Source organism: Mesorhizobium sp. M4B.F.Ca.ET.089.01.1.1, from assembly GCF_004022605.1.
Taxonomy (GTDB): Bacteria; Pseudomonadota; Alphaproteobacteria; order Rhizobiales; family Rhizobiaceae; genus Mesorhizobium; species Mesorhizobium abyssinicae.
This window is the reverse complement of record NZ_RZOS01000058.1, coordinates 1-20,748: the sequence shown is the minus strand read 5'-3', so window position 1 is coordinate 20,748 and position 20,748 is coordinate 1. Positions and strand designations below refer to the sequence as shown.

The following is a 20,748-nucleotide window of genomic DNA, read 5'->3' as shown; positions in this document are numbered from 1 at the left end:
ACAACGCGCATATCCAGGATCTGACGGTGACGACCCGCAGCCGGCTGGCGCCGTTCCGCCGCGCGCAGTTCATGCTGCCCGGCCGGTTGGCCAAATCCTGGCAGGAACACGATCTGATCGTCACCGCAATCATGCGCGGCGACGGCATGGCGGCGGGCAAGGCCGCCAGGGATCATGTCTCGATCGTCAGCGAGGCGAGCGCCGTGTTTGCGGCCGACGATCGCAAGCCAGGTAGGCGGGACGTGGCCTGAAACTAGGGGCGGTCCGGAAACTCGCAGACGATGTCTGCTTACAGGCCGTGCAAAGCTTGGCCCCGGCCGAAATGAGGCGCTTTCCTGACGGGCAGCTTTGGGCCGGAAGCAGTAGGTCCGCTTGTGGTGCAGGAAAAACGATAGCGAAACTTAATATCTCAGCATCCGATGTCCTGAGTTGACCCAGGGCAGACCTTTGGTGGTCGCTCGGTGGTCGACTGCTTCGCGCATCGCTGCTGACATTCGAAACGCCGATGTTTGACTAGCTTGAGGTGCAATGCGCTCCAGGGTCGGCATTGCCAAGCGGCAAATCAGGCAGGGAGCCGCCACATTCGCACAAGACCTGTGCCACGCAATTCCGTTTCCCCGAGCGGCTCGCAAGCAAAATCCGGTCCGAGCAATTGGTGGGTTGCATCAGAAATACGGATTTCATCGGGCTCCGCGGCCTTTTGAATGCGCGCGGCGAGATTAACGGTGTCGCCCCACAGGTCATAGACAAACCGCCTTTTGCCTATGACGCCCGCCACGATCGGTCCGGAGTGAATTCCAATTCTGAGACGTAGCGCTTCGCCCGCGAAGCGCTCTCGCCTGGCCGCCTCCCGCAGCTCAAGCGCATAGTTCGCAATGGCTTGCGCATGATCGGATCGCGCGACGGGCAGGCCAGCGACCGCCATGACACAATCGCCGATGGTTTTGATCTTTTCGCAGCCGTATTGTTCCGAGAGCAGATCGGCCGCCCTGAAGAAATAATTCAGGATAGCGATCGTCGTCGCGGCTCCGACGCTCCGCGCTCTTTCGGTAAAACCGACGATGTCGGCAAAAAGCACACTGACCTCCGCGTGGTTGTCTGCAATTTGCTCGTCCGCTTTCAGCCGCTCCGCGATCGACGCCGGAAGAATGTTGAGGAGCAGGGATTCGGCGCGCCGGTATTCGCGCGACAGACCCTCCTGGCTCTCCCTTAACGCCTCGTTCGTCGATTGCAGCTTCGCATTGAGTTCACGCTCCCTCTCCTGCAGGAGCGTCATTTCATAAGCCTTCTGCTGAAGCCGCTGCTGATGGTCGCGTTCTGGCGTGGCGTCGAGAAAGAGCAGCCACACCGAGCCGCTGTCGTCAAAGAAATGAAGGTCCGCGACACGCCCGCCGGGCAGTTCCATCATGGGCAAATGGAATGGAAGCTCCGGGCAAGGCAGCAGCCCTTCCATGATTTCGAGTTGATCGGCAACGGGCTCGCCAGTGCGAAGCGACGAAAGCCCGTAATATCCAAGGTTGCCGCCCTTCGCTTCTATGCATTGCCGAGCGTCGATTTTTAGATATGCGGCAGAGCGCTCTTTAGAGAAGAAATCGTATATCCAGCTTCTGACTTCTTTCGGCAACCTGGCCATGGTCTACTTGGCGACCATCGAGGCAAGCTGACGAAACGCATCGTCGACATGTTCGCCCGAAAGCGCGCTTGTCAGATAGATTTGCCATCCGCGTTGCTTCAGTTCGTCAATCTCACCATCCGGTATTGCCCAGCGATCGGTCAGATCGGATTTGTTGAACAGCAATACAAACGGCATGGCACCGAATTCGGCCTCGACGCGCTCGCGCAGCGTAAGCGCCACGGCAAGAGTAGCGGGCCGGGTTCCGTCGACGACAAGTACGAGCCCGGTCGCACCTCGCACATAGCTGACGCGGAATGAGCCGATATCGTCTTCGCCGGCCAAATCCCACAAAATCAGATCCACGGTCTTGTCCGGAAACGCGACGCTTTTCTTGTCGATCTTCACGCCCACCGTGGTCAGGTAGTTTTCCGAGAAGATGCTTTGCACGAACCTGCGCACCAGGCTCGTTTTGCCGACAGCGAACCCGCCCAACATGCAGATCTTTTTTTGCAGCATCCTGGGCCCCGCACTACTCCAGGCTGACCGTAACCGAAACCCGGCGATTGGTGGAGTTCCCAGTTCGACTATTTTCATTTTCGGGCACCGCCGGCTCAAAGGTGCCCGCGCCCCGGACCTGCAGCAGTTCCGGAGCGACGCCGCGCTTGTTGAGAAGCGCGCGAACCGTCTCGGCGCGGGCGGCGCTGATCGACGCGTTGGCCGTCTCACGGCCCGTTGTGTCCGAATGGCCGGTCAACATGAACCGCGCTGTCACGCCTGCCTTGCGGGCATTTTCGGCGAATTCCTTCAACTGATCAGCCAATCTGTCAAGCACCGGCGCCTGCTCCGGTCCCGGCACAACCTTGCCGGAAGAGAAGAAAATATCGGTCGTCTGGATGGCCTCTCTCAAATGATTAAGTTCGGCAAGGTTCAGCTCGCGCAACTGCGAGACATCCAGAATCACTCCGTCCGCCGAAAGTTGGTCGGCGGCGGCCTGTGCCCGGCCGATCCAGCCGGCAGGAGCCTCGCCCACGACAACGATGCGACCCTGGATGATCGAAAGCTGAACCGATTTCGGCGGGGACAGCGACGCCGTCAGCCGCTTCACCACGAACTTCGGATCAAGACTCTGATAGAATTGCCACTGTGAATGAACGCGGGCAGGATCAACCCCCGTTCCGGACAGCAGAGCTTGCGGGTCGGCGGCAAGCGGGTCTCTCAGACCGGAAATGTAGAAATGTCCGCCCCTCTCCGTTTGTTGGGCGACGATGATTCCCGGTTGAGCCTCAAGTCGCGACACATAATACTGCCAATGCTCCGCCGCGCGTGCATCGGGGCTCACATCACGAACCTTGGAAATGTCGAACTCCGGTCCGCCTACCGAAAGCTGTCGTGCCGCCGCGCGCGCCCGATCTATCCAGGTGTCGGGAGCCTCACCCTCGGCAACGATGCGGTCATTGACGATCGAAAGGCGCACGGTATCCGGCGGATACAGCGACGCCGTCAGCCGCTTCAACACGAACACCGGCTCAAGGCTCTGATAGAATTGCCAGCTTGCATGAACGCGAGCGGGATCGACCTGCGTCCCGGCCAGCAGCAACTGCGGGTCGACGGCAAGCGGGTCTCTCAGGCCGGTAATATAGAATTGGCCATCGCGCACATTCTGTTGGGCGACGATGATGCCGGGCTGCTTCTCCAGTCGCGACACATAGGCCTGCCAGCGCTCCTCGGGGCTCACATCACGGACACCGGAGATGTCGAAGACCGGGCCGCCGGCTGAAAGCTGCTGGGCGGCGGTCCGCGCCCGGTTGATCCACGCGGTGGTGGCCTCACCCGCCGCAACGATGCGATCATCGACTACGGAAAGCCGCACCGAATCCGGCGGCGCCAGCGACGCCGTCAGCCGCTTCAGCACGAACTGCGGCTCAAGACTCTGGTAGAATTGCCAGCTTGCATGAACGCGCGCGGGATCGACCTGCGTCTCGGCCAACAGCGAATGCGGGTCGGTGGCAAGCGGGTCTCTCAGACCGGCAATATAGAATTGGCCATCGCGCACAGTCTGATCGGCGACGATGATGCCGGGCTGGGTCGCCAGTCGCGACACATAGGCCTGCCAGCGCTCCTCGGCGCTCACATCGCGGACCCCGGAGATGTCGAAGACCGGGCCGCCTGCCGAAAGCTGCTGGGCGGCGGTCCGCGCCCGGTTGATCCACGTGGTGGTAGCCTCACCCTCGGCGACGATGCGACCGTCGACGACCGAAAGCCGTACCGAACCCGGCGGCGCCAGCGACGCCGTCAGCCGCTTCAGCACGAATTCCGGCTCAAGGCTCTGATAGAACTGCCAGTCTGAATGAACGCGGGCGGGATCGACCTCCGTTCCCGGCAACAGCGACTGCGGGTCAACGGCGAGCGGGTCTCTCAGTCCGGCAATATAGAACTGGCCGCCACGAATTTTCTGCTCGGAAACGACGATCCCCGGCTGGGTCGCCAGTCGCGACAGATAGGTCTGCCAGCGCTGCCCCGCTTGCCAGGAAACAAAGAACCAGGCGCCTGCCGCAGTCACGATCAGCAGGGCTGCCGTCACCACCAGCCACGGGAATCCCTCTTTCGAATCCGTATGCTGCAGCTCGACGCAGGTCTGCAACTGCGTCTCCACGCCGGGCAACTGCGATGTGTCGCCGTCAAACTCCTCTAAAGCCTGCGAGGATTCATCGTGGATTCGGAGCAATGCATCGCGAATTACGTCATGCAATTCCTCCGGCGGGTTTCCCCGGATCACCGCAACCAGCGTCGCAAACGGTCCGACTTCCGACCAGAGACGAAGCTCGCCGAACCGGATGGTATCCAGGCCGCTGTTCTCTTTCTCGTTGAACGAGTCCTTCACGAAATCCTGAATTGCGCTGAGCATCGAGGAAATCAGTTGAGGGTCTTCGCTGGTGGCGTTTTCGGCGGTTACATGCGCGATCAAAAGCCCAGATCTGCGGCTGATCAGAAAGACATGCTCCACGCGATAGACGAGAGAATGCTTGAGAACGACTTCGGAGAAGCTTGTTCCGGTTCTCCAAGCCTCAAATCTCCACTTGAGGCCATGCCAGGTAAATATATGCCTTAAAGATTCATTCAGGGACTGGAAGGTCTGGTCGATCTTTTCGCCGATCGACTTGCGAATGGCCGGCAGAAACACCGGATACAATATATCCGTCAGTATGTGCGGGTTCTTCTGGATGGACCGCTGCGCGGCCCTTTCTACGGCCGGTGCGAGGGCCTCGCCGAGTTGCATATGAGACGCGCGCGCGGTTGCGTCGGGGAGAACGTTCCCTACAGCGGCTGCAAGCTGCTCAGGCTCGTCGAGCAGGTGCGTAACGCGTGAAAGTTCCGAGATTTCGCCGCCGACGAGCAGCTGGCGAAGCCTTTCCAACCGATGATCGGCGGCTGGAACTCCTTCGTAAAGCGCATGGTTGTCCGGATCGACGTTCCGGGCAATTTCCACCAAAAGGCGGGCCAGAGCCTCGCGATCAATCCCGGTATCGTTCGAAGCTGGTCTTTGGGGAAGGCTGATTGGGTCGACGCTCGACGTCAAGTTCCGATCAACTCGCTTTCCAGCTACGCTCCGAGTTGCTCTTGCTGCCAACGGGATCCTGATTCAGACATTTTGCGACCTCGACAAACAGGCCGGCCAAAAGATTTCGGTCGGTCTTGACGTTGCTGAGATCGGAAAATATCTTCTCCATCAGCATTTGAGCGCTTTCATTCTTTTGCTTGATTTCCTCGCGCAGCAAATGGTCGCTTCTGTTCATGCGATCCGCTATTTCGCGCTCGAGCTCGCTCAATTGATCAGACAACGCGCGCACCTGCTTTTCAAGCGCCTGATTCTGATCGCGAAGATTGCGGTCGATCTCCTTGTCGGCCTCGGCTCGCGCATCTTTTTCGTTCCGCAACTGCGTCGCCAGCGAGTCAACCTGCTTCTTCGCATTTGACTCGTAGGTTTCAAGATTGCGCTTGGCTTCGGATTCGACATCCTTGAAGCGCTGCAGGAACCGCTCTTCAAGCTTGGAGAAGCGGCGGTCATAGTCCTGCATCTGGTTGCCGAACAAAAGATCGCGTATCTTGTCGACACCTGGAGCGTCACCGCCGGCCCCGCCCTCGCGAGCCTGGGCCGCCATGAAGTTCAGCCCGTTACCCTCTGCATTTCCTATCAGATTTGCGTCCGCTTTACTTGCTGAAGAAGCGGCATTCGCAGAGTCCTTTGCCATCCTTACACCCCATCGCCCAATGAGAAATTCGGAAACGAGAATTTATGTCAGACAAATACCCGGGCCGCAAGCCGGAATCCTCTTGGCTTAGGCCGATTCGCGCGTGTCTTCCGATGCGGGGCCCAACGCCAGAAGGAAGGTCTTTTTTCGAATGGAGAATGCCTGTTCGAGAATGCAGGGACAACGACTGTCATTGGCGCAAAGCTGCCTGTGGCAGCGCATTAGCGATGTCCGCTTTTGGTGAATCGACGGGACCGTAGGAATGACTGTCCTGAGGCGCAAAGCTGCCGTTCGCCTGGGCAAATTTTGCCCGTGCCACGAGTTGGCCACACAGTATGGCGCAAAGCTAGTATGTCCCGTAGACAGCCTGAATGGCCGCTTTACGCGGGCTGTCGGAAGAGGGCTATCGCCAGTCGGAGATCGCCACGCGATTGATCCCACGCGACTACCTTCAGGCCGCAAATCTTTCAACTGAGCACTATGTCACTGGTCGAACGCCGCTATGACGAAGCAGTTGTCGCCGAGCGGAGAGCTGTCCAGCTCCCGGCCCGACTTCGGCACCGCCTGGCGCACGCTCACCGCAGCACGTGACCTCGGCAAGGGAATACTCACGTACTTGATAAGCGCGCCGGCGCTAGTGTGAGCTGCGCTTGGTCGCATACACTGAGGTGTTTGTTGGCTTCCTAAGCGCCTTCGGTGCCGTGATAGCTTTTCCCATGGCGGCTGTCTGCTGCTGCGAGCGGGTCAAGAGCAAGGCGGCGGAATCTATCAAAAGAACCTCGATCGCCATCGACTTTCATGCGCACCAGCATTCCCTCGTAACAATCGATTAGGAAGGCAGCCGCATCTTTGACGTCGACGCTTGGTCCGACCTCTCCGATGGCCTTCGCCTCTTCCAGCAATCCACACAGTTGTTCCTCCCATCGGGAGAACACGCTGGCCAGTCTCGCCCTGAATTCCGGGCTGCGTGCAGCTGCGACCTGGCTGAGAACGCCAAAGAGGCAGCCGCCAAGCGGCACCTCAGCCAGATGCTGGGCCTCTACGGCGTCGAAATAGTTTCGGAGCCGCTTAAGTGGGCTGCAGGAACTGTCCTTAAACATTTCATCGCGCCAGTCGAGATAGTGGCGCTCGTAAGCGTCCAGCACGGCACCGGCGAACTCCTCCTTGCTCTTGAAGAAATAGTAGAACGAGCCTTTTGGGACACGTGCCGATTGGAGGATGGCATTCAGACCGACGCCGTCAAAACCGTTCAGGATCAGCGCTTTCAATCCCTCGGAAACCAAGCGTTCACGTGTAGCGAGATTCTTTTCAATCATTGTAGTAGACCAGTTTACTATCAAGTAACGGTACCACATCCGCCCGTCAGTGACCAACCAAGATGTCGGCGGTAAAAGGGACACCGGCGCGATGGATATTGACGGCCCGCCAGGCGTGAACATGCGACCCATATTTGACCGACATACCGTCCCGGTGGCCGGCAGGCCAAAGTCTCGAGGCCGACCAGCCTTGGGTGGCGCACGAGTCAGCCTCGAAAGCTTGTACGAGGAACATGACACAGGCATCATCGGCGGTGGCCAGGCGGGACTGGCCATGAGCTATCATTTGCGTCAGCGCGGTCGACAGCACATCGTTCTCGAACGGTTTACAGTGGCCGAGCGATGGCGGTCTGAACGTTGGGACTCGCTACGGTTCCAGCTACCAAACCGCTGGCTCGACTTGCCAGGGAAGCCATATGCAGGGACCGAGCCGGACGGGTTTGTTCATCATTCAGAGGTCTTGCGCTTTGTCGTAGACTACGCCGCTGAGATAGAAGCGCCAGTGCGCACCGGCGTTGAAGTAACTGGCCTCTCCCGCGATGACCGCGGCGCAGCCTATCATCTCGAAACCGCAAACGGCCCGATCAGGGCGCGCCATGTTGTTATTGCGACCGGTCCGTTTCAACGTCCGATCGTTCCAGGCTACAGCCACGCAGTACCGGCCTCGATCTGTCAGATCGATGCGACCTGCTACCGAAACCCTCAACAGCTGCCGCCGGGGGCTGTCCTTGTCGTAGGCAGTGGCAACTCGGGCTGCCAGATTGCAGATGAACTGTTGCGCAGCGGCCGACGAGTATTTCTTGCTGTCAGCCGACACAGCAGAGTGCCTCGGCGTTATCGTGGTCAAGACCTTATCTGGTGGTACGAAAATTTGGGCCGCTTCGACGTGACGATCGACTCCTTCCCCAATAGGAGGTACCCGCCGTCGGTAATTTTGACCGGCATGGACGGGGGGTATGATCTTGATCCGCGTCGGCTGGGCGTTGAGGGCGCAACTCTACTGGGGCGATTAGTTGGGATTGCCGATGGTACAGCAGTACTTGCTGATGACGCTGTGGACGCGCTCGCGGCCGCCGACAGAAGTTATGCAGGTTTCCTGGAGGCGGCAGACCATCTGGCCGCTACGACTTCGATGCAGTCGGAAGTGGACCAACAGGGTCGCTCGGTGCCACCGCTGCCTTTCCAGATCGAGAGCGTGCCCGCCTTGAAATTGAGCGGGGAAAACGTTCGCACGATCGTCTGGGCAAGCGGATACGCCTATAACTACGACTGGGTGAATCTAAAGATCATCGATGCTAACGGCACTCCAGTCCAACAGCGCGGCGTCACCGCTTGTCAGGGAGTCTATTTTCTTGGGCTTCACTGGATGCACACGTTCCGGTCGGCCGTCCTGTCCTTTGTCGGGCGTGACGCGGCTTACATCGCCGATCACATTGAGAGCTTGGCGCCGATTTAGATGATGAGCGACAGCCTGAGCAGGGAGTCGGACCAAACTGGTATCTGGGGCGTGGTCTCGTAGTTTGAGGCGCCAAGCTGCCGTCCACATGCTCCTAAACCCGAATCTGCTGTCTCGCTTTATCCATAAGCACTCGCAGTTCCGGCTGAGGCGCGACCCAGAAAGTTCGAAGAGCTTTCCATGAACCCCAGGGGGTTCCGCTAGTGGAACTAAAAGCGACCGAATTTGCTGCTGCGCCACGGCACTCGCGCCTCGCTCGCTATCACCCCCTCAGTGGAAGCGGCTGGTCTCCAAGCAGCACCCTGACCACGACGTCACGAGCATCATTGGGATCAAGGGAGTGCCTTGCGATCAGGTCGCTGCATTCGGTGACGATCTGATCGGCGTCGTGCATGAGCTTGAGCTGCTTGTAGCGATCGTGGTGATGCAACCCCATGCTTTCACCAATCACTTCAAGGATATTGATGATGCGGAATGGCCAATCGCGCTCGTGAGCACACAGTTCGCGATGATCGGAATGATAAACCGCAACCAGCGCATCAACACCCGCGTCACGCGCCGCTTCAAGTTCTCTTAGCTGCAACTCACGCTTGAACTTAGGAAGCACACCGACATGCACGCTCTGCAGACCCACCGCTGGCTGATGCAGATCGACAAGCTCAATGCCGGGGACCATCTTTAGGATTTCGGTGGCAGCCTCCACCACGCCGGCTACGCCAGGATGCTTGTGTAGCGCGACGCGAATGTCGACCCTGTGCTGCAGGTGCGGCCTCAACTGCGCCAGCCGGTCGCGGAGGAATCGCATAAACGGCTTCATCTCGAATGGGCGGGAGCCGCGCTGTCGTTCCACCGTTGGCAGGATGTTTTCTGTGAACTGGACGTAGCAAGTCGGACACCAGGTGATCACCTGTCCCAACCTGGAGTGCGACAACTTCTCCATAGAGCTGGACCCCATGCGACCGGTCATCTCGGCGTCGCCGGCCTTGAGTTGCGAAATGCCGCAACAATGGCTGGGACCGCCCATAACCTGGTAACTGATGCTGAGTTCGTCCATGATATCGAGGGCAAGCAAGGCAATGTGTGGCGTCTTGAGCACATTGCAGCCGGTGTAGAACACAAAGTCCGCCGGCTCGGTGGGCATGGATACTGACGCTGATTTTTGACCCAGCCGTTCCAGGACCTCCGTATCGAGTTGCAAACGCGACAGCATCGTTACACCGCGGCTGACCTCACGGTATCTCTCCACGCCTTGCCGGCGTCGTTCAGCAAGCTCCTTGTCAGCCTTCGCGACGCTAAGGCGTGCCATGGTAAGGAGAAAGCGTGGATTGACGCCGTAGTCGCACGCCTTGATGCATTCTCCGCTGAGCATGCAGGAGGCTGCCCATTCGCGCGACGTCTCCGGACCGTTACCGGTGCGGACAAGATCGAGGATACCACCGATGAGGTCTTCGGACTTCGCCTCCGGGATGCCGGCGGGCACCACGCTTGGGCAAACCTCAACGCACTTGCCGCATCGCGTGCAGGCATCAAGCATATCCTGGACGCGTTCGCCCAGAACCGTCTCGAAGGATGTCTCGTCCACCGGGAGCATCGCGGACTCCGAGCCTGCCTAAGAATGCGCCCTACGCGCGCATTGGCAGCTCGGAAACTAACATAGAAATCGGCAATCTTGAAGGACGAGGCTTTCGTACGCCGCGATGACTAAACTGCGTGAAGCGAGATCCGCGGCCTGTAGAAAATCCCAATCTGATTCCAATGACGATGTTTCAGCCCAACTTCTCTGAGCGCCACGGAGCCCAGCGTCCTTTATCGTTACCGAATCCGGCAGATCACACGTCACAAGGCCGCCGTCTAGGGTCGCCGCATACTCTTTGCCAGACAAACGCCAGACCAACAGTCGGCGGCACCCCAGGCGATCTTGCCGAGGATGGACCCCGGTTTGCTTCACTGGGAGCGGCGTCCCCGGCGCCGCAAAGAAACTGCCCCGATCAGATCAAGACGGTTATTGATTTCTGACAAAATGCTTGCAGGGACAGGACTTGAACCTGGCCTCGCTTGCGAAGTCCGGTCAACAGACGAACTCGGTTGCAGCGCTGTATTGGCGGTAGCGCTCTACCGACTCGAACCCCCAAAATGAGAACTTCGATCAAGTTTGCCCCACTGCGGATCGAGACACCCAGCGTCCCTCTAATGCACGCGCATTTCGACCGGCGCTGACCATGGAATCGCTATGCGGCCTTGCCGGTGGGCTTTAGAGGACACTGCCGGAACCAAATGCTACTCGCCGGCTTGTGGCGGGATGAGCACCCGCGGCATCAACTTTCTCCACAGATGGATTTCCAACAACATCCCGGAGACGGTCGGTGCCGACATCATCTCGGTGGCTGAATTGACCCAACAGCTTTTTGCAGACGCCAAGGCAATCGGGATCGACAGCACGGAGCTCGAGGAAGAAATCGGGAGCGTCTATGAGGTGATCTTTGACGCGGTCCTTCATCGCGAGGCCGGCGTCGCGGATTGAGCGTTCGGATGCGGTTGACCAATGCTGAACTCATAGACCTCGCCCAAATCCTCGTCAGTCACCCTGACCCAAATGAATTCGGCTGCTCGCGCTTTGACATCACATCCAGTACCTTCGCGAGCTGCCTCTCCCGGTGTCTCGGCCCTCACAACTCGCCATGTAGTAACCGTCTCACCCGTCATTTGTTCAACAAAATACTCTGGCATCGGGGCGTTCCCTAGGCTGACTGGGATTCCAACTTCTGACGAAGCCCAATGTTCCCGCGGTTTACGGGCTACCCCCCCAGGCAGAGCAGCGCCTGCAGTTGCGAATGCTTAGACTGTCTGGAACTCCTCACGCCCCTCGTGCATTGTGTGCTGTAGCGGTCGATTTCTCAGGAATGTAGCCGCTCCCAAACCAATAGGCCTTCCGCCCTCTCCCTCTGGCGGAAGGCCTATTTGGTTCAGGCGCTACGTCGCGTCGAAAGCGCTTGCCATAACTTCGTTTCGTCCGTCATCCCATTTTGGAAAAGGTCGAGGACCTCATCTGCGAGAGCTTCCCTCTGATCCCTGTCTTTCTTGGCAAGGTAGCGCTCGTCGCACAGTTGGTTGAACACCCGCTGGAGCAAGTCCAGATCAGCGGGATCAAATATTGCCGCTGTGGCGATGCCATGGCATTGCCGTCCTCAAAGCGGTTCCGGGTCAAGGCTGGCGGCCCAGCGGCCGAGAGGGGGGGGGCGGGTCGGCCGCTAGGCCTAACCAGCAAAACGGGGTAGGTTTGCCGGCTGACTGCGCATTATAGCACCGCTCATTAGCGGCTGCTAATCTATTCAAATTGTCTGCAAGCGCTCAATGAGGGCGCCAGCCCATCGTTGACCAAGGTAGGGCGTGAAATGGCCGGCGCAGTCGGGCGCTCGTTGCTAGATCTATCGCACCGCGCCGGCCTTTGCGGGAAAGGAAGAAGCCCCAAACCCCACTACGACTAATTTATTCGAACATTAGAGTTCACTCAATTAGGACCGAGTGCCCTGGTCACTCGGCCTAAAGAGCGTTTCTTGACTGCTGCACCCGTCCTGTCCCGTTCCACCGGATTGAACTCGACTTCCTTCCCGGTGCTTCCCTTCAATGGCTTACGTTGCCTTGTGCGGCACCAGCGGCGTCTTCCTCGTGAACTCTAACGCGCGGCGCGAGATGCTTTCCATGCGCCGAGTCGCGCCATTAACGCCGGAAGGTCGGCGTAAGGCAGGGCCTTTCGTGATGTTCTTGGCGACGGAACGTTGGTCCGACTGCACGTTGAAAAGCGCTTTTTCGGGAATAAAAGGACAGGGCGCGGCGTTGAAGAGGTTAAGGGACGCCCGTCCCTGCCGGGCAACTAAAGGTAGCGCATCGGTCGGGACGTTGAACTCCAAACAAATGGAGACCGGGATGCGACCACTTATCATCATTGCAGCGTTTTCGCTGCTCGCCGGCCCTGCGTCGGCAGCCGATCACCTTTTTACCGCCACGGAGGCAGGCGGTTTGACGACCGACAGCCAGCCGTTCCAGAACGGCATAAACAACACGGCTCCGACAGGCGAGGACGTGCCTGGCGGGGGTAGTCCGCTGTCGGGTGATGACCATACCGTCCCGGCCACCGACACCCAGACAGGTGCCGCGACCAAGGACATGCCGGCGGCCACGCAGGACAAGACGGCTCCATCAGCCAACGCCCGCTGACAATCGCGTCGCTTCGTGACAGGCGTTGGCGCGGCAGCTCTCGCCCGTCCGGCTGATATCAAATTTTGATGCTGGACGGGGGCGCGGTCCGTCAGAAGCGATGGAGCGCAAATCGGACGGCCACGGCAGTCGCGGGGGCTATGGCCTCGGCGGGAGATTGAGCGCGCTGGTTTGCCAGTAGAACTTCCATTCACCGGTTCGGAGCTTCGAAAAGATTTTGCAGACGCGACCCTTCCAGGGAAAATCAGCGCCGGTCGTTTTGTTTCGTCAAAGGGTATCGATGTCGACCACGGCGAACGCCGCGTCCTCTGTTGGGGCAACTTCGATTTTCGCGTCGCGCATTCACCTCGCTAGTTAATATTGATGAGCCCAAGTCATCCAACCGATGGATGGAAGCATCTTATGCCAGTGCTATATTGAGCGTGAGGGCGGCAACCCGGTTTTGCTTGGGGTTAATTATGAGCAAGACTCTTATTGCTGTAACCGCAATCGCGATCAGCATCGGCTATGCCGAAGCCAAGGATCGCAGGGTACAAACTGCGACCCTCCTGCACACCAACGTGATGAACCACGCGGTTTGCAACGGATCAAGCTCCCTCTTCGAAGTCCTCGGCGGCATGTGTTTACTCGTCAAGGGCTCGACGATCTATGGCGACTTCGCAGAGCTTTCCCAGATTAACGCTGTGGGCTGGTAGCCGGAGCAATCCGGAAGCGCGCAATTGAACTGCCATGGAGGGGTGGGTTGTGCGGCAGATTGCTATCCGACTGGCCGCCGAGATCGGGACGGCGATCGGCAACGCTTTCCGTTTCACGGGCTTCGGCGCCTGCGCTACTTGTTCACTGGCGGCCATGGCCGCGTCCGAGCAAGGAGCTGGCCATCGGCGGCTACTCCGTGCGGCTAACCATTCGGCTTTTCAGGGCCTTGCATTGGGCTACCATGACGCTCATCGTGTAAGAATGCTGGGCAGGGGGCTCACCCCGCCTTATGACCAGCTAGGCCCGGTCCAAGGCATCTCCCGTCACGAGATCCGAAGCCGGGCCGCCCTTTAGAATGGACAAGTCTCTGACAATCGCGCTCTTCATCGCGGCCGCAAACTGGCGGTTCGCGGCATGCATTCTATAGCGCACACGAACGTAACGGTTCACAGCCAGAACTGTCATTTGCGTACAAAATCAATGACTGAGATTCTTCGCGACCACCCTTCGAAAGTCGACACCTGAAATCAATTGGTATGGCAATCTTCAACCCCTGATGGGACAGAAACGCATTATGATATGTGTTGTGGATAGTGACAGTTCGTTCACTATGAACCGGCCTTCTCATTGAAGGCGCCCATCGAGCGCCTAATGTGATCCACAACGCCGTTGTCGCTTGGGGCGGCCCCCCGAGCTGGCGACCGACAGTTCAGTTCCCGCCAGTCTGCGTTGATCACCGGCTTGTCCGTGATCGGAAAATGATTTGGAATCCGACAATCTCATTTTGCCCCGATGCTGCCGAACGTTTGCCACAGATGCCACCGGACGCGCCACCCGAGCGAGTTTGACCTGAAGCCGACCTTGACTTGGTGGCTACGTCTTATTCGATTGTTTCATGGTCAGCTGGCGATGCTGTCTTACGCGGAACGCAATGGTTACGAGTTCGATCGACCGGAATGCGGGCAATGCTTTGGCCCGGGCTACAACCCGAGGCGCATTCGTGACAAGGCGATCCGGGACCGTTGGGCCTCCCGATGCAGGGCGAGGGGTACATCATATAGACGAAATTCCTTATCCGGGTGTTCGGTGGCTGATGAAACCGACAAGCCGAATGAGCATCGCGCATCGCGTATCATCGCGGGCTACATGACCGGCATCTCTAACAAAGGAGAGTTGATGGAGCTCTCCCGCAGCTTTGAGCCGTGAAAGCGTCCAAAGGTGCCGCGCTGCGGGGCGCCGCCGTGCTGTTATCGTTCCGTTCAGAAAGCCAGACCTAACTTCCCGGAGTTGCCTGTTGAACAACGCGGCCGGCCTTCACTCTGATAGTCCTGCCTTGAGGTCGACCGCCACGTTCTCGTGCACGGCTCCGGCGGCGGCAACTCGGTCCCAATTCTCACGGCGGGACGGTAATGCGAAAGCCAGCCGAAGCATCGCATTGAAGTCGTCCTGCGCGCGGGTGGCCTCATCGAAGCGGCGCAAGACCCATGCCTCGCTGCGTCCTGCAGCAGGCCAGCCAACATCGCTGGCAAATGCCCCAATATTGTCAGCGTCTGAAGGCAGAACCTTCGGAAGGAGCTCGTCTTTCACGCTCTCAGACACGCGGCTCGCAGCCATCGCATAACCTCGGGAGTCCGGTCGTTCCACGTCTTGCGCAAAGGTGATGATAATTTCGAGCGGCGTTACCTCGACGGGGGCCGCGGCCGCATCCGCTAGCGGGCAGTCACATCGGTTGGCCCAAGCGCATCAAACACTCTGCGCATCGGCGCCAAGGAGTGTTCGTCCATAATCATCACTGAACGATTCATGCCTGTTGATCTGCCCACCCAACTGCTCGCGAAACGCAGTCCGGGCAGGTTCATCAAAATGTGCAGATGCCGAAGCGAGCCGCTCGCCGCCTGCTCTCGCCAAGGCGCCGCAAAATGCGCCCAGTGCCCAAGGAGCGAGGTCCAGCGAGCGGAGTCCTGGCCGGCTGCCTCGATCAGTCGCTCGATAGCATCATGTCCTTTAGCTAAGCCCGGCCTCGTGACGGGCTCCGGTGGATCACCGGAATAATCTCGCCATAGCGGCATGGCTGATGGACTAGAGATGCCGTGATTGGTGGGCGCCAGCGCAAGAGCAACTCCCAACCCACACGATTGAACCGTTTAAGAATCAGATCGATCACCGACAGGCGATCTTCAGCGGTTGCACAAGTCTGGGGATGCCATTGGACGCGAGCAGGAATAGGTCCGTTGATGGCAGCCGCTAGCGGTGCCAACTCTGCCTCGAAGGCGTCATAGCCAACAGCCCCGAGGGTTTGGAGGATCTTCCTGTCGACGGGATTATCGTCCCGCCGCGAGCATGGCGGTCAAAAGTGCCAAGCTAAGCGGCGAATCTGCCCACTTGGGGGCGCTTGCTAGGACTCGCTGACATCAACCCGCGCAGTACGGGCAAGCTGCGGCCGAAGGCGGCGCGAACTGTGTGCCTTTTGCGGTTCCAATCCGATATCTTCCAAGTCCGCGCTCGCTACCATGGCGCCAAGGCCGGGGAAGGCCGACAATCTTCCTTGGAAGGCCCACCTCCGATCCGAAGGCCACATAAACGTTGTGACCTTGCTCGCCGTTCTGGCCATCATCCTCGCCTGGCCCGGCTGTCAGGTCGGCGTCGGAAGGGATCGACCGCGCCAACGCCACTCATTCTAGCGAAGCGACCACAGCAACCAGGCTCCTAAACCATTGGCACGTGCAATAGTCGTCGCCCGGGCCAGGGAATACGCTCAGTCTTACTCAACGAGTCGAATGGAGGTGGTCGCCGGAATGTCTTTCATTCCCAGACTCGAGCAGTCCTGGTTGATGTTGGAATTGCCGGACCACTGGATGGTGTCGGCCACCACCTGCGTGCAGCCGTTCTTACCGGAGAAATTGCCTAGATAGTTGACCTGCTGCTTGAGAAAATAAATCGCTCCCGTAAGCGAGGAGGTGGCGGTGCCGTTGAAAGTACTCTGCGTAGTGGTGCCGGTCCTGTCGCCATAAAACAGTACCCCGGAATACGTGCCGGAGGTCGGCGCGCTCATCGTCACGGTGGCGTTCCCGTTCATGCTGACGGTGTTGCTGCCCGACATATAGATGGTGACGCCACTGCCCGAGATCACTGCACCCGCGTTGATCTTCATGTTGCCTTGGAGGACATAGACGCCCGGCGCGAACGTGACGTCGCCGCCGAGGTTCATACCACTGCAGTAAGTTCCTGGCTGGAGTGTTTGCGTCGTTTTGTTGCCGTTAACGTTCTTGCAACCGCCGCTGGCGGTCGGCGCCGGCAGGCTCCCGAACGGGTCGGATGCCGGCAGGGCCTGGGTGATCTTCGATGTGCATGTCGTGGTCACTGGGTTGTTCAGCACCATGCCGCCCACGGTGATCAGGCAGTCAGCCTGCAGACCGGACGCCCCTTGCACCTTAATGGCGTCCGAGGCTGTTGAGTTGGACATGACCGAGCAGCCGTTCAGCTTGACGCTGGTGCTACCGGAGAACAGCGCCGCCTGCGAGGCTGACTGACTGAGCGCCAGCACGCAGGCTTTGGAGGCATCGGTGACCAGCGCCACCGCCCTCGCCTTCTCGGGCACTTTGCTAGAGGTGAAGATCGAGGTGAAGATCCGGTCGAGGTTCTGGTTGAGGATGACCTCGACTGCCTTCTGGGTCGTATACGCCCCCGTCGTGGGCGGCGTGTGGACGGTGATGGTGCCGGTGCCCAGGCCGTTTTCGGTCGCCGATGTCGTGGCAGTCGTGGTGATGGTGGCTGTGTCGGAGCCCCAAGACTTCTCCACCGCGCCGGCATAGGCGGCAGCGTCCGCCGTCGCCTGAAGCCTCAGGCTGGAATAGTACCAGTAAGATGTCTCGACGCCGAGCCCTGCCCCGCCGACGACGACCGGCAGCGTGAGCGCGAAGAGGGTAGCGACGTTGCCGCCCTCGGCGATGCGCAAGCCGCGAGAGAAGAATTTTCGAACGATACGAGCGAGTGACGCCACGGCAGCCTTCCTCGAAATCAACCTGCAACAATGTGAAAAGCCATGTTGATAAAAGAACAGCTAATATTTTTGCTCTATTTGCAGGGGTTGGACTTTAGTGCCTGGTCGACTGGGCCTTGCGTCCCACTTACGCGAGCATCACGCGAGCGAGCATCTTTGTCCATTGGTGGGTTGCCCGCGGCGAGGGCTGCCCCGGAGAACATCTGAAATTTCACCTCTGGTAATACCTCACGCGACAAAAATAGCCCGGACTCGAGAAGGGGACGGGGCCCCACTTCGGCCGCGTCAGCCATTCTTCCGGCGCGGCCGCTGCCGGGGCTTCCCTGTGCATACCGGCCGGATGGCCGGCCCTCAAATTTGAATGCCGCCACAGTTGCTTTGTCTCACAGTGGCCGAATGTCGAAATGCCTCTTCGAAGTTGTGAGAAATGGGCACGCTCTTGGCGATGCCTGGGTCGATCTTGTTACATTCGGACTCACCGATTCCGGAATACGGCGTATAATCCCCAAGTCGCCAGCACCAAGCAGCGGCAATGCGGGCGCTTGGGGTGCTTTCGCCTTATGTGCGGGGGTAAACCATGTCACGTGACGAGGTGTCGGCACTCTACGGCGACATCCTGCGAAGTGCCTTCCACAGTGCGATCATTGAAGAGAAGATCCCCGAAAGCCAATGGCGCCAATTCGCCGAGCAAATGGTCCGCGATTTGACCGGTACTGACGCCGTCGATCCTGACTTTGTGGAATGGATCATCCGGAAGTCAGGGCGAAGAGTGAACGGGCCAGCGCCGCCGAAATACCTCGATCACAAGCTCGAATGCCCATACTGCCTCACCATCAGGCTCAGAATTTCCGATGACGCGCGTCCCGAGACGCCGATTTCTTGCGATGATTGCGGAAAGTATCTTGGCACCTGGGATGAGCTACAAACCGACTTTGAGAAGCAAGGCGGTCATAACGGTGTTTTTCGTCTCGAAAAGGGCCGCATCCAGCGGATCCGCTAGTGCCGGGCCGGCAACCGTCTAGTGTCGACCTTTCAGGAACCTAGCCTCGCGAAGCAGCGAATTCCAATCGGTTCCAACCAGCTCGATCAGCTGCTTGGCCTCTTCCTCCTTGATGCCAGTTTCTCTCGTCAGTCGCTCTGCCAGCAGCTTTAGATGGGCTTGGCGATCACCCCCATTGTCGATTGCTGGGCACATGGGTTGTTACCTCCAATGAAGAAGAACCGCTGAAGGTAGCTTTTGTTTCGAGCGCCCGCCTCGCTTAATCTACGCGGGGGGCACCGCGCACTCTGCCTCCGAAAGGATGATGGCTAGCTCCCTACTGGGAAGCCCATGACCAGTCGTGTAGCCCGATCCATGCTGTTGCCACGATCAACGTGGCGAGGATGGCGTACTCTACTAAGGTTTGACGTGAAGGCATCTCTGCTTAGTACGCTCCAGGCATGAGTTTTCGCTTAATTCAGTGGCCCGTCTCAATGAAAAGCCCGCCACGATGGAGGGGCCACGGGCGGGCTTTCAATGAGGGCGGCTACATTCCTGAGAAATCGACCGCTAGGGGAACAGTATACCATGGGGTGGGATGGTTCCAGACAATTTTAAAGATTGGTGTCCTCGCCCACATACGTGCCCCCGGCACCAGCACATTGACGAAAACCACGGCGCGGCCGAAACCAATGATGGCCGACTTCGTTCTATGTGATCCCAGGCACCGGCGGAGGATCATTTGGGCAAGCAATTGAACAGCAGCGACCCGGACTCGGACCAGTTTCCGTATGAGGTCGATTTTTTTGCAGCGAAGCACGGCATTCCAAGACGCGTGGCCGAAGTCATCCTGCACTCCAATGGCCCATCTCGCCATCAATGCGACGCAGCCGCGGCGGCCTATTTGCAGGTCATGCAATGGCGTCAACGGCCACGGCCAGTTACGAGTTGATCCGTCAGTTCTCTGACAATCCTGAAACCATACATTAGCAATCACTTGCGAACCTATTTGCCGTGTCGGAGTTGTATCGGCATGGCGAAGGGCAGCATCAAAGTCGGCGACGAGGTCGCAATCACCGCTACTGTGCGCAAGCGCGTTACAGAGGACCGGATCGCCGTATTGATCCCTTCCTACCACCAGCCGCATTCGATCGTAGATCGGTCGCCAAACGTGAGCAGCGGGCAGAAGATTGAGCTGGTGGGCGACGTCACGCATGTCGACGAGGACAGAGTGACGGTGAACGTTGGCGTTCCAGTCACGGTCAAGCTCAACACGGTGCGGCTTGTCACCAGCTACGTGGCGCCGAAACGGAAGACGACATGAGCCATTGAAGCAGGTAGGAGATTACTCCCGCTATCGCCGGTCGCCGACCCTTAAGGGCGCCTTTTCAAAATGCCAAATATTGCGGGCAGGACGTTCGCGAAAGCATACGCTAATATTATAGGACGAATCGTCAACTTAGGAGGCGCATCATGGATACGCCAAGCAAGCTGGAGAACTTGCGCTTTGTTGCATCCCTGCTGGGCGTAATCCGCCATCGGATGCGTGAGGATGGTGAACATCTGCTGACGTACCTAATAGACATTGCGTATCTGGAGGCTAGCGATCGGCTGAAACAAAAAAGCCCGCCGGCCGAAGCCAGCGGGCCGGTCCCACGCACCTGATGTCTCAGGTCTCGGGAATCTCTGGCGGTGGAAGCGGCCCGGACAGGCTGAATGCGACCACGGTCGACAGCTTCGCTTTCTTGGCTAGTGAAGGCTTCACATATGGTTTCTTTGTCATGCAGCTCCCCGTGTTTGAATCGATACTGTCATCGCCATGCGGCCTTCCGTTGTCAATACGAAAAAAGGCCCGCCATCCAATCGCCCCGGAAAGATCATATCTGTCGGTATGTTTAACTTTTCGACCTTCTTTAACGGCCGGCATAGGCGCGCACTTGCTGTTGCGCTAAAGCGAAACCCGCTGCCGGGGGACAGCAGGGCCTTGCCTCACCAACTTAGCGCCCCAGGGATGTTCCCCGCTTAGTGGGACCCCTGCGCAACCGGAAACGACTGAGAGACGCTGAGGGTAGCAGAATAGACAGGTCTCCCGGCTCATGGACGGAGACGGTCAATGATTCATCCAAATCGCTTGAGGCCATTTCGTCGACTGCTATGTCTTGCAGAGCCTTGAGTGCCTCTCGTCGCATTTCGCTCAGGCTATCGAGATCGACCCAGGCAT

Annotated in this window: 16 protein-coding genes; 8 read left to right on the top strand and 8 right to left on the bottom strand. The window is 58.7% G+C overall.

Translation table 11 applies throughout. The features are described 5' to 3' along the window. On the top strand, positions 1–251 hold a 251-nt coding region (locus tag EN780_RS08720), incomplete at its 5' end, for an FCD domain-containing protein (RefSeq protein WP_128273204.1). Positions 252–562: 311 nt separating this feature from the next. Here the strand turns inward: EN780_RS08720 and EN780_RS08715 are convergent. From EN780_RS08715 to EN780_RS08695, 5 genes are all read right to left on the bottom strand, one after another. After that, entirely contained in the window at positions 563–1,633 is a 1,071-nt protein-coding gene (locus EN780_RS08715) for an adenylate/guanylate cyclase domain-containing protein (RefSeq protein WP_128273202.1), read from the bottom strand. Between the two features lie 3 nt (positions 1,634–1,636). Then, positions 1,637–2,131 carry a Rab family GTPase gene (locus tag EN780_RS08710; protein WP_126056366.1) on the bottom strand — a complete coding sequence of 165 codons (495 nt, stop codon included), beginning with the start codon at positions 2,129–2,131 and terminating at the stop codon, positions 1,637–1,639. Positions 2,132–2,144: 13 nt separating this feature from the next. Further along, positions 2,145–5,192, bottom strand: a complete 3,048-nt coding sequence (locus tag EN780_RS08705; protein WP_128273199.1) for an OmpA family protein — start codon at positions 5,190–5,192, stop codon at positions 2,145–2,147. 7 nt (positions 5,193–5,199) lie between these two features. Then, positions 5,200–5,865: a hypothetical protein gene (locus EN780_RS08700; protein ID WP_128273196.1), complete on the bottom strand. Its 666-nt coding sequence runs from the start codon at positions 5,863–5,865 to the stop codon at positions 5,200–5,202. A gap of 683 nt (positions 5,866–6,548) precedes the next feature. After that, a complete protein-coding gene (locus EN780_RS08695) occupies positions 6,549–7,181 on the bottom strand; it encodes a TetR/AcrR family transcriptional regulator (RefSeq protein WP_189556458.1) in 633 nt (210 codons plus the stop codon). A gap of 91 nt (positions 7,182–7,272) precedes the next feature. Between EN780_RS08695 and EN780_RS08690 the strand changes: the two genes are divergently transcribed. Further along, positions 7,273–8,637: an NAD(P)/FAD-dependent oxidoreductase gene (locus tag EN780_RS08690; RefSeq protein WP_128273192.1), complete on the top strand. Its 1,365-nt coding sequence runs from the start codon at positions 7,273–7,275 to the stop codon at positions 8,635–8,637. Positions 8,638–8,899: 262 nt separating this feature from the next. On the opposite strand, the gene EN780_RS08685 is transcribed toward EN780_RS08690, so the two are convergent. Further along, positions 8,900–10,228, bottom strand: a complete 1,329-nt coding sequence (locus EN780_RS08685) for a (Fe-S)-binding protein (protein ID WP_128273190.1) — start codon at positions 10,226–10,228, stop codon at positions 8,900–8,902. A gap of 708 nt (positions 10,229–10,936) precedes the next feature. On the opposite strand from EN780_RS08685, the gene EN780_RS08680 reads away from it, so the two are divergent. The 3 genes from EN780_RS08680 (at position 10,937) to EN780_RS08665 (ending at position 13,547) form a co-directional block, all read left to right on the top strand. Next, entirely contained in the window at positions 10,937–11,158 is a 222-nt protein-coding gene (locus EN780_RS08680; protein WP_128273188.1) for a DUF768 domain-containing protein, read from the top strand. A 1,403-nt stretch (positions 11,159–12,561) separates the two neighbouring features. Continuing rightward, positions 12,562–12,852, top strand: a complete 291-nt coding sequence (locus tag EN780_RS08670; RefSeq protein WP_128273186.1) for a hypothetical protein — start codon at positions 12,562–12,564, stop codon at positions 12,850–12,852. 458 nt (positions 12,853–13,310) lie between these two features. Next, on the top strand, positions 13,311–13,547 hold the full coding sequence (locus EN780_RS08665; RefSeq protein WP_128273184.1) for a hypothetical protein: 237 nt from the start codon (positions 13,311–13,313) through the stop codon (positions 13,545–13,547). Between the two features lie 1,315 nt (positions 13,548–14,862). On the opposite strand, the gene EN780_RS08660 is transcribed toward EN780_RS08665, so the two are convergent. Together EN780_RS08660 and EN780_RS08655 are read right to left on the bottom strand one after the other, a co-directional pair. Then, positions 14,863–15,162 (bottom strand): hypothetical protein, encoded by a 300-nt coding sequence (locus EN780_RS08660; RefSeq protein WP_128273183.1) that lies wholly within the window; start codon positions 15,160–15,162, stop codon positions 14,863–14,865. 1,147 nt (positions 15,163–16,309) lie between these two features. Further along, entirely contained in the window at positions 16,310–17,548 is a 1,239-nt protein-coding gene (locus EN780_RS08655) for a pilus assembly protein TadG-related protein (protein ID WP_348631249.1), read from the bottom strand. A gap of 577 nt (positions 17,549–18,125) precedes the next feature. Here EN780_RS08655 and EN780_RS40545 point away from each other — a divergent pair. From EN780_RS40545 to EN780_RS08635, 3 genes are all read left to right on the top strand, one after another. Then, complete coding sequence (locus tag EN780_RS40545; protein ID WP_245499913.1) at positions 18,126–18,548, top strand: hypothetical protein; 423 nt, start codon at positions 18,126–18,128, stop codon at positions 18,546–18,548. Between the two features lie 1,012 nt (positions 18,549–19,560). Then, entirely contained in the window at positions 19,561–19,851 is a 291-nt protein-coding gene (locus tag EN780_RS08640; protein ID WP_128273179.1) for a hypothetical protein, read from the top strand. A 149-nt stretch (positions 19,852–20,000) separates the two neighbouring features. Beyond that, positions 20,001–20,192: a hypothetical protein gene (locus EN780_RS08635; protein WP_128273177.1), complete on the top strand. Its 192-nt coding sequence runs from the start codon at positions 20,001–20,003 to the stop codon at positions 20,190–20,192. The last annotated feature ends 556 nt before the right edge of the window (positions 20,193–20,748 follow it).